Origin of the sequence: uncultured Ruminococcus sp. (assembly GCF_946415235.1) — a bacterium.
In the GTDB taxonomy this organism is placed as follows: domain Bacteria; phylum Bacillota; class Clostridia; order Oscillospirales; family Ruminococcaceae; genus Ruminococcus.
Genome location: NZ_CAMKRR010000101.1, coordinates 1 through 10,599, shown reverse-complemented (window position 1 = coordinate 10,599; position 10,599 = coordinate 1). Strand labels below are relative to the sequence as shown.

Annotated in this window: 8 protein-coding genes; 4 read left to right on the top strand and 4 right to left on the bottom strand. The window is 39.7% G+C overall.

Annotated elements, in window-relative coordinates; translation table 11 throughout:
* Positions 1–57 precede the first annotated feature (57 nt).
* On the bottom strand, positions 58–354 hold the full coding sequence (locus tag Q0R37_RS13240; RefSeq protein WP_294755008.1) for an SOS response-associated peptidase family protein: 297 nt from the start codon (positions 352–354) through the stop codon (positions 58–60).
* Positions 355–1,017: 663 nt separating this feature from the next.
* On the opposite strand from Q0R37_RS13240, the gene Q0R37_RS13235 reads away from it, so the two are divergent.
* A complete protein-coding gene (locus Q0R37_RS13235) occupies positions 1,018–1,689 on the top strand; it encodes a hypothetical protein (RefSeq protein ID WP_294755007.1) in 672 nt (223 codons plus the stop codon).
* 229 nt (positions 1,690–1,918) lie between these two features.
* On the opposite strand, the gene Q0R37_RS13230 is transcribed toward Q0R37_RS13235, so the two are convergent.
* The 3 genes from Q0R37_RS13230 to aac(6') all read right to left on the bottom strand — a co-directional run bounded on the left by Q0R37_RS13230 (position 1,919) and on the right by aac(6') (position 3,762).
* Complete coding sequence (locus Q0R37_RS13230) at positions 1,919–2,869, bottom strand: lysophospholipid acyltransferase family protein (protein WP_294755006.1); 951 nt, start codon at positions 2,867–2,869, stop codon at positions 1,919–1,921.
* A gap of 76 nt (positions 2,870–2,945) precedes the next feature.
* Positions 2,946–3,266, bottom strand: coding sequence for a putative quinol monooxygenase (locus tag Q0R37_RS13225; RefSeq protein WP_294755005.1), 321 nt, complete (start codon positions 3,264–3,266; stop codon positions 2,946–2,948).
* A 61-nt stretch (positions 3,267–3,327) separates the two neighbouring features.
* Entirely contained in the window at positions 3,328–3,762 is a 435-nt protein-coding gene (gene aac(6'), locus Q0R37_RS13220; RefSeq protein WP_294755004.1) for an aminoglycoside 6'-N-acetyltransferase, read from the bottom strand.
* A 653-nt stretch (positions 3,763–4,415) separates the two neighbouring features.
* Here aac(6') and Q0R37_RS13215 point away from each other — a divergent pair.
* From Q0R37_RS13215 to Q0R37_RS13205, 3 genes are all read left to right on the top strand, one after another.
* Positions 4,416–6,707, top strand: coding sequence for a dockerin type I domain-containing protein (locus Q0R37_RS13215; RefSeq protein ID WP_294755002.1), 2,292 nt, complete (start codon positions 4,416–4,418; stop codon positions 6,705–6,707).
* A 166-nt stretch (positions 6,708–6,873) separates the two neighbouring features.
* Complete coding sequence (locus tag Q0R37_RS13210; RefSeq protein WP_294755001.1) at positions 6,874–9,075, top strand: glycoside hydrolase family 11 protein; 2,202 nt, start codon at positions 6,874–6,876, stop codon at positions 9,073–9,075.
* 237 nt (positions 9,076–9,312) lie between these two features.
* Positions 9,313–10,599: hypothetical protein (locus Q0R37_RS13205; RefSeq protein ID WP_294755000.1), on the top strand; the 1,287-nt coding region annotated here is incomplete at its 3' end.

Sequence of the window (10,599 nt, the reverse complement as noted above, 5' to 3'; positions counted from 1 at the left end):
TAGCGACATATATTCTTTCATGCGTTGCCGCCCCCGAAGGGCGGCTGATCTTTTATTCTATGCTGTAATGATCTCAGGTGGAAACCGAGGATACTCAACTGCTCTATCGAATACCATATTGGACAGTGCCTTCTCAACTATAGCACTGTGATCTCCGTCAGGACGTACCCAGTCCTGTAAACTATCCTTATCCAGTATAACAGGCATTCGGTCATGTATATCTCTTACAGTGCCTGCTGCTTCTCTGGTGAGCACAGTGAACATAGGTACCTGCATACCTCCATGATCCTCATAACGGTAAAGACCAGCAATATAAGTGATTTCTGAGCCTTCTGTCTGTATTGCAAACTTGATTTTCTTAGTATTGCAATTTTCAATTATGCTACGGATATGAATGAGTGGTAGGCAGCTTGTCGATACGCATGACGCCTGTCTGTCCGTTCATTGCAAGACACAAGAGTAATAAGCCACAGACAAAAGCATCAGGTTATCCTTTCTTACATTTCATGCAGTTATTCATTTGGCTGTGCCTGCTTATGATAATACATAACTTCGATATACTCCTGAAAAAGTAATAGACACAATATATTTAAAACGATACAGCTCCCGATTGGGAGCTGTCGTATGTTATATAGTTATGCTAAGAACTCATATATTGCTTGACGAGATTGGCAAAGAGCAGGCATTTATATATTGAGCGCCTGCTTGTATTAATTTGCAATAATTGTATCAGAAGAGTATTGCTTATTCGAATTTTACAGGGTATTGGGGAAAACATTTTTTATAAGTCCGCTGTCTATAAGCTACTGAATGTTTTTTTATTAAAATGAAGTGGGAGCATTATCTGCCTATTGATATTAGCGGCTGCGGAAGACTGTTACTAGGTTCAAATATTAGAAAATTTACAAAAACTCCATTGAATGCTTGGATGAACTGTGATACAATAACGTTATAATATAGTATTCAATAATATGTTTTGATACAATATAAATACGTTAATGGAGGGAGATAAAAAGAATGACTATTTCCGGATATTTGGCAGAGCATTGGGGTATTTTGATTTTGTTGCTTGGTATGGCAATAGCTGTTCGTGACGGAAGCTCTTATGGTACTATCAATAAATGCTATATCCACGATACGGGTCTTGTGTCCCCAGGATACGGTGAAGGCGTCTATATAGGCAGCTCTAAGGATAAAACGGAGTTTGACTTCAAATGTGACCATAATAAAGTGACGGACTGCACCTTTAAAAATGTTGCCGCAGAACATATAGATGTCAAGGAGTATACCACCGATACTGAGATAAGCGGCTGTATCTTCTATGGCGATGGCATGACAGGAGAGAACTATGCAGGAAGCTTCATAGATATCAAGGGCAACTATTGTTATGTCCACGACAATACCGGTTACAGAAACGGCAATCCCAAAATAGCAGCTGCATTTGAGATACACGAGCAGGTGCAGGGCTGGGGCTATCATCATGTTTTTGAGAATAACACTCTCTATATGGATCAGCCCTATGGAGCTGAGAATACAAATCGCAGAATATATGTAGTAGATGGCTGGTTCAGTGATTTTACTGTAAAGTCTAATCAAGTGGATTACGGTGAAGGACTTGTTCTGGCAGATAAAAAGTATCATTACAACTGCGACAATGTCTCTATTATTCAAGAACCGCTCACTTTTTAAATATTAAGACGATTGTAAGTATCAAAGAAAATAAACAGGCAAATCAGTTCGTGTTCACAAAAAGTTTAAATTCACATGACTAAAAGGCAGTATAACGATACGAAAGAAGCAGCTCCCACACATGGGAGCTGTTGTTCTTAATACATGATTTAATTTTATAAAATATACATTAACATCAATCTGTCAATGGTCATAATGTTCAATGCAGCATTTCATTGTGTGTCTTCATCTAATCATGGTTTCTCTTGTTAAACAGAAAAGCATTTTCCCTGCAAGGAACAAGTGATGCAAGTTCTTTTTTAACTTTTTTCAGTTCAAGATCTGGCTTGTAAGCATATATTGTGCGGTATACTTCTTCAATCGGGAAATTAACCTCATCGCACATTTTGAGGATATGTTCATGCCATAGTTCGGATATATTGTTCGGCAGCGCAGTACGGCTCGACTGTCCTTGCTGCTCCCATATCTCCCATTTGAGAGTAGCCATAGCGTCGCGAAGCTCCTCAGTAAATTTCTGTTTTGAATCTGTCACCATATTTCTGCTTCTGATATTTTGGCCGATATTGATATAAAAAGTATTACCATAAATCTCGATACCAACGGGAATAATATCCGCACCGGATTTGATTGCCATTTCAACAGCACCAGTATACAGGTGCATGACCGGCTTATTTTCCGTGATATTCCATGAACCTTCCGGAAATATCAGGATGTTTCCACCTTTTTTCAATACTTTAATCGCGGTGTTCAGTGCATTACGGCGGTCTTGTTTGTCATGGGTGTCTAACAGCACTGCGCCGTTGAACCATACAAGCAATCCGTCAATTTTCCTGTAATACTCTCCTATGTCGCCCCAGAACCAGTAGCAGTGATCTTTGAGTGCTTCATTGACAACAGAAATATCTGTACTTCCGGCATGGGTACAGGCATAAACCTTAGCTTGGTTTGTCTGGAGCCTTTTATCACCGATGATTATATATTTCTTTTTATGCAGCGTACGATCCATACCAAGCAGAGAAATGAAGATCTTGCTGTATGCCCGCCGCAGTGCGATATGCCGTATTTCCTTATTTCTGTCAAGATGCCTTTTTATGCGGTAATAATCCTCAAGTTCTGCAATTGGCATCTTCAGGAGATTGAGGAAACTTTTCTTTTTGAAGGATTCTGCATGATCTTCCATACATCTATACTCCTTTGTATCTGCATTTGTTACTACGAATAAACTAATATGTTATGTCCCTCATTATAAGAACTTATCATTTCCTGATAAATATCTCGTCACTGCCCACTTCTTCACTGACGAATCTTTCTGCAATCATGTGCAGATCATATTTCTCACGAAGTTCCATGATCTTCTGCATCATGGGGCTTGCGTGATGTGAGTCGATTGCCGCCTGATCAGTCCACGAATCGATCAGCAGTACCGTTTCCGGATCATTTAGCGGAGAGAAATACTGATAACGAAGATTGCCGGGTTCATTTCTTATCTCATTGGCTATACCTGTTGATTCCATTTCAGCGGCAAATGCTCTTGCACTGCCATTTTTCCCTGTGTAGTAAAGATTAACTGTGATCATATTTGAGGCTCCCTCCTTTATCGATACGATGAATGCATTTCCATGTTCTGCAAAAACTGACTTACAGTTTTTTATTGAAACAAATGATCCTGTTAGCTTCTTTAAAGCCCGTTGCAATATGGAACCTAAGACTGTCGGTGTTATCAAGCTCACAGTCACTGGCAAACTCCGAACAGCCTTTCTCTTTTGCCCACTTCTCACATTCTGTCAACAGTTCCGAAGCATATCCTTTCTTGCGGTATCCTTCTGTAACAAATATACCTTCCAAATATCCGACAGGTGAACTGCTCGTGCCTTCTACGTAATCATGCCGAAGCTGACATTGTGCAAAAGCAATCGGGCTGTTGTCAATGTATTTTAGAAAGCATGCCGTATCCTCATCCTTTATTATTTCACGGAACTCTTCCGTCAATCCATCGGGATCATGTTCCGCCCACATCTGTATCGCCAACGCTGCAAGAGTGTTGGCATCTGTTAATTTAGCTCTTTTAATCATATTCCTAATGTGTCCTTTGGAAACAAGTAATTTATTCTTTTATTTATAATATCAGAAGTATAAACTCTTGTCAATAAAAAGCATGTGCTCCATTACTGGAGCACTAATCTGTTTTTTTGTTGTATAGCTTGTAGAAGTAAGAGCTGGAGATATCAAGTTCACGTATTGCTTCAATAGGCTTTTTGTAAATGCTCCGGGCATCCGCAGTGTCTGCTCCCGGTCCTTTTGATGCGGATTTATCAGTTATCTGAAGCGGTATTTTAACTTTTATGCTGTTTCTGTGCAATCACACTGATTTGTACGTATCATACTTATTATCAGCAATAGCTTTAAGCACTTCTATAATGGCATCGTAGCTGATATACACAAATAACAATAATAAGAATAACGATATTTAAGGAGCCAGCTTCATAGAGATTGCTTTTTAACTGTATCAAGCAAAAATGTGCCTATCAATAGTATTCTAAGGTTGTTTCGTGTTGGAGCAGTAAACATATATAAACGTAATGTAATTGCTGTGAATAGTAAGCTAACTGTTTTTATGAGCTAAAGGTATTTTAAACATAATACAGCAAAAAAAGACTTGCCTGCAATATAAAAATAATGGTATAATAAATATATATCTGTTTATTATGTTTAAGGAGAGTGACGGAATGAACAAAAAGATCAAGCGTTTTTTGTCAGTGCTGACTGCTTGCACTGTTTCGACAGTTTCAATGGCGGTTTCTACTGTTGATGCAGTCGGGAAAAACGATGCCATGGCACTGACAGATGATAATGTGTCTGTAAACCTTGATTATTTTGAGGAGGAATACAAAGCTCCTTATGTCGGCGAGGAGTTCCAGGTGTGGAAAGCTGATGATGATAAAGGCGACGCAGCGATGGAATATAATCCTGTAGGAGGATACTATAAATGCAGTTGGGATAAAACAAATGTGGCAGAGTTCCTTATAGGCCCTGATAAACTGATAGATTTTTGGGAATATAAGCAGTCTTATATCAGTTATGAGGCGAAAATTGGCGCAGACAGCGGATATGCTGTGGGGGCTCTGATAAGCTGCTATGACAAGAAAACTTCAAGATCCGCAGAGATAAGAGTGCTTGAATCGTATTCACCTGATATTTTCAATGCAGGTGACGATGCAGTAAAGATTTCCGTACACGGTACTGATTATTATGTAAGCATTACCGAAGAGGAGAACGTGCCTGTTGAACTCATCTATGTTGTACGTGACGATAGTATCAGCGGTAAGGAGATATCGGGAAAAATTGATATCAAAGGGATATGCAGCGAGCTTGGATATAATGATTTCAAGCTCGATATAGACAAGCAGGCAAGGCTCTATGTCCGCGGAACAAGTGAAAACGGCAATATATCCGTTTTGAGATCAGCTATCGTCAATGTCCCGTACAGGAAGAGCATAACAGTTGAAAACGACAGTGCGAACAAAAGGGCAGTCTACCTTGACGGTCAGTATTATAATTGCTTTTTTGATAAAACTGATGCAAGAAAAGGCAGTATGACAGTCAGTGACGGCGGAGTTGCAGAATGTACCTATAATAATGATGGTGGTATATGTTCCACCAGCCTTTTCGTAAGAGGAATTTGGGATAATAGCGCAAGGACATTTGAAAAAAACGATAACATGAAAGTATTCTATGAAACTTCCATAAAAGCAGGAGATAATTACGCAGCAGGAGTTTCGCTTTTCTCAAATGATACAGGCATGGAGTACTGTATCGTTCAGTTCAGAAACTCAGACAGCTTTATCGACGGTTCACGCGACAGAGCTAAGGTCAAGTCCCTTGGAACTGCTGAGGTAGACGGTGTAAAATATGATCTGTATTACAGGTATTATGATTATGAGACGTGTTTTGCATATACATGCCCTCAGATATGGTGTGTAACTCAGGAGACTCATGACGATTATTATTACAGAGCTTTTGGCAGCGTGGATCTTCAGAAGCACTATGAAGCATGGCTGAAGGATTATATCGATAAAGATGACCGTATTACGGAGATCTTTTCGTTTGCTGAAGCATTTGGCGGAGGAAGCGGCGAGTTTACACTCGTTAGTGCAGCAATTGGTATTTCCGATCCTGACGCGGCATATGACAGAGTTATAGACAACAGAACGGATAACACCTGTTCGCCGATATATGACGGCGGCAGCATAATCTACGGTGAAAACGGCGGAATATGTACGTTGAAAAAGAATGGTGACATCATAGGTAAATGTTCTCTTGAATCAGAGGATTCGGTTTTCAGATTCGGAAAAAGAAGAGCCTTTGAAATGGCGGAAGAGGAGATAGACCTTGAGAAAGGCGATTTCATCAATATATCCTACAAGGCTTATGTCAGCACCGACGGCAATTACAGTATAGGTGCAGAGGGCAAGATGCGCGGTGAGGACGGTGAGGAGTACATTGATTTCTATGTGTATGACTCCGTGAACTATGATGCTGTTCCGAAAGATGCGGAATTTCTCGGTACAAAAGATTTCACAAACAGGGAATATGATATATACGTGCTGTACACTGATGATGTAGTTACTGTCGGCGGAAAAAAGAACGTGAAGTATTACTGCATAGCCCATGAAAAAACTGAAAACAGTATTATTTGTTCAGGGTATATGTATCTTGCGGATGCTGTTATTGCATGGAATAAAGAAGGACTTATAACAGGTCCTATTACCACAGTAGCTCTTAATGCCGATATATGCGGCGTTGGCGGCGGAGAGATAAAGCTCGAAGACAGCTGCATATATGTTGAGAGGAATAACCGAGACAAGTTTTGTTCCAAAGATATTGAGCTTTTGCAAAAATACCTTCTCGGTGAAAAGCTCAGTCTTGAAGGAAAGAATTACGATCTTAACTATGACGGTGCAGTTGATGCTTTTGATCTGGTCGAGCTGAGAAAGATGATCAGTGAGGAACTGTACTGAGCTCGAAACAATAAATATATTTAAACGTACTTTAAGTTCTTTGAAAAATAGAGTGGATCATATGTCTTGGACAAACTGCATTTATGCATAAGAAAAAAGACTCGATTCTTAGTGCGTTTAATAATATAATTCAATTATAGAATGGCTATCTTATGAGGTGATGATTTTGAGGAAACAACTGATAAAATTGATCTCAGCTATTACCGCAGGAATATGTCTCTTTGGAGCAAATACCTGCAATAGCATTCCAAACAGCGTTATCACAGCCAATGCCGCCGATTATATGGATAAAGGTGAAGTTGACGGTTATGTATACGATGTTTGGAATAATAACTATACCGGAACGGTCGAATATGAGAACTCCGATACTAACGGTTTTACTGCCAGCTGGGAGGAGATCCATAATTTCGCTGTCACAAAAGGAAAGTCTTTTGAAAAGAACACAGTAAGCGCATACCAGTTCAGGGAATGCAAGGTAAGATACGATCTTGACATTACACCCGGAGGAAGCGAATATGTAGGCGTCAGGGGCTGGTTCACCCATCCGGACACCCTTTTTAACATTGTTGAAGCATGGGGCTCATGGCGTCCGCCGGGAAATGTAGATGCAATATCTACCGTGACCGTTGACGGTACTAACTACGATATATACAGGGAAAACAGTAATACCGGCTTTGATGCGTCCAATCAGTATAAGATATACTGGAGTGTTGCGAGGCGGGAGCCTCTTGAGCTTGGAAAGAGTAATCATATAGATGGTACCATAGATGCTTTGGAGCATTTCAAGGCGTGGTCGTCAGCCGGACTCGATCTTGGCTTTATTTACGATGTGCAGTTTGATCTTGAGGCGTACAGGAGCAGCGGCTCCGCAAAGCTGAACTCACTGGATATAACCTATGATATTGCCGATGAAAGCGTTTTCGGCAAGACTGTGCCCGTAAGGCCTTATGAAGAGCATGATCCGCTGCCCGTTGATATTGACGGAAAGATCATCAAAGTGGATTTTGAATCGGAAAACGACAAAGTCGGCGTTCTTGGCGCAGAGGCATCGGCAGTTATTTCAGGTGACCGCTTTTACAGCGAAACACATTCGATGTATATAACACAGCCCAGTGAACTTGGAGAGGCAGCTTTTTTCTATGAGCTGGATCCATATGATCTGCCGGAATCGGAAGATATTTCCGGAAGCTATTATCAGACGGGGGCAAGAATATTCAATAATTCAAAAGACGATGTATCATTTGAGGTACAGCTTGTAGAATACACTGATGAGCCTCTTACATATAATCTGGAAATAAAATCTGGTTCAAGAGTCTGCAAGTCCGGACAGTGGACCAATATCAGTGACTTACTTTTTACCTTTTCTCATGATGTTTTTCATAAGTACAGAGTGGTATTCATTCCATCAGCTCCTGTTGATTACTATGTTGATGATTTTTATATTGCATCTGGTGACCCTGAGTTCTGTGTTGGTATTCAGAAGTTTGAACCTGATGTACGCGGAGATCTCAATGGGGACGGTGTGGTTAACAGCTTTGATGTAATCGAATGCCGCAAAGCGATAATCAACTCTATGGGTGTGAACAGAATAGAAACTTCAGGTGATGTCAACGGAGACTTTAGAAGTAACATAAGTGATCTTGTTCTCCTCACGAAATACGTTCTTAATATATCTCAGGAGATACCGCTTCCTGATGATGAAGCTGTTTTGCTGCTGGGAGACCATTCTGATTCCAGAAGGGACGGCCTGAGATGTATATATGTTTCGTCCAATAATTACAATGATGACAGACTTCGGACGGTTTTTAGAAATGACGGTTCATTCACTGCTGAATGGAGTAATGTAAGTTATTATACCTGCGAAAACTATGAGGATTATACTGAGAGTGATAAGCGAAAGTCAAGTAAGGATTTTGACATCAATTATTCCGCTGATATAAAAGCAGAAAATTTCATGGATCTGGTTCTTAGAGGCACCATATCTCAGGGAAATCGATCACTTAGGTTCTTTATCCATGAAGGTGGTTTAGATTTCAGCGAATTGGATTATTATGAGAAGACTGTTCTGGATGAAAGTAATTTCACGATAGTAACTCTTAACGGCAATGAGTACTATATGAAAAAAGACATAACGAGAGAAGATACGCTTACCGGTATGACAGAAACTGATATAGAATTCTTCCGCAAGGGTAATCAGATAAAAACTAATGAGTCTTGTCATCTTGAAAATAGTTTAAATCTTGAAGAAGTAATGGGATACTGGTCTGATGATCATGAGACTAAAGATCAGGTAAAGAGAATAGGTATGTACATTGATACGCATGCTTCTTCAGGATATGCAGATTTTAATGAGTTGAAGTTTTCTTAATAAAGTAAGTATGGCCATTAAAGGCCAAATAGTATTAGTTGTGTTTTTATCAGCGGTTGAGAAAAAATAATACTATTATTGATGCATTGATTTTTCGCTAAATATATAGTATTATTAAAATGACAAAGTGTACATGCATAAATATGCGGAAAAGTTGATATGCAGCCATATCTTAACCCCTTCAATTACTTAAGAAACTATCATTCACTTTTTCCCCCAAAATGTGGAGATGATATTATGAAAAAGAAAATACTTGCTATTTTGACTGTGGCAATTTGCTTTGCAGGCGTGATGCCTGTAAATGCGGCTGCCGAAAATTCAGACGAAGGCATAGTGGGACTTCAGGAAGAAGGTGGCAGCAGCCTTATCTCAGGTGAACAGTCTGTCGGAGTTTACGTGGATTATTTTTCTGAACTCAGCGAAATAAGCGAGACTGCGGAAGCCGATACTGCTAAGTTGATAATCGACGAGAGTTATTCTTCAGATATAGTGAGTAGCAGCTGTACTATAAAAAGTCTCGGCAGAGACCTTACTATAGATGCAGGAGATAATGATATCATTATTCTTCTTGATGAAGCTGTCCTTGAAAAGACCGTAACTGTAAAAGCTGATAAAGGCTCTGTTACATTTTTTCTACAGGGAAGCCTTGTCTGCGGAAAAGAAAGCAAGGGCATTGTATGGCATGAGATATGTGACGGCTGTAAAATTACTGATGATAAGTATATCCCTATCTGTTTTTACGGCTCTGAGGATTCTGTTATAACACTGAACGATGAAACGGTTTTATGCGGCAGTCTGAGACTTCCGTATACAGTTCTTGATGACAGGAGCAGCGGAGCTTTCAATATTGAATATGTTTCTGAGTATGATAATAAAGCATATGCCATGAAGCCTTCGATTATTGGTAATGTACTGTTAAAGAAGCTTATGAACGACGAGATAGTTTTTGCTTTTTGTTATGGAAAAGCTGAAACAGGTGATGTTTATGCAGAGCCTGAATACAGAATAGTCAAGCTTCCTGATAAGGTGGAATACAATCTCGGCGAAATGATAGATCTTAAAGGTCTGGAAATAGAAGTTACAAAAGCTAATGAAGATCCTGTTGTTTACTCCTATCCTGATGTGGCTTTTGATTATCAGTCAAATATCCCAAAGGCTCCCAGAGTTATTCTTCATTCAGATTTCCGCAGTGATAAGGCTGGAACTTATAAAGTAGAAGTCGTGGGCGCAGATAATGTATGCTTTGATGTTGAGGTCGTTGATGAAGAAATAATAGCAGGTACTATAAAGGCAACCGTTCTCGATATAAACGAAAACTCATTACTATTGCAGTCTGTTTCAAACTGTTATGAAAGATACTTACTGTACAATGGACAGATTAAAGGCGATATAAAACCCACAGTAGGCATGAGCCTCGAAATCGCATATGAAGGCGGTATGTTTAACCTCGTTCCCATTATGTTGTTTGGTAACGTGAAAAAAGTTTCCGCTGTCTCAGAAAAAACTGAATTTCTTAGGGGGGAC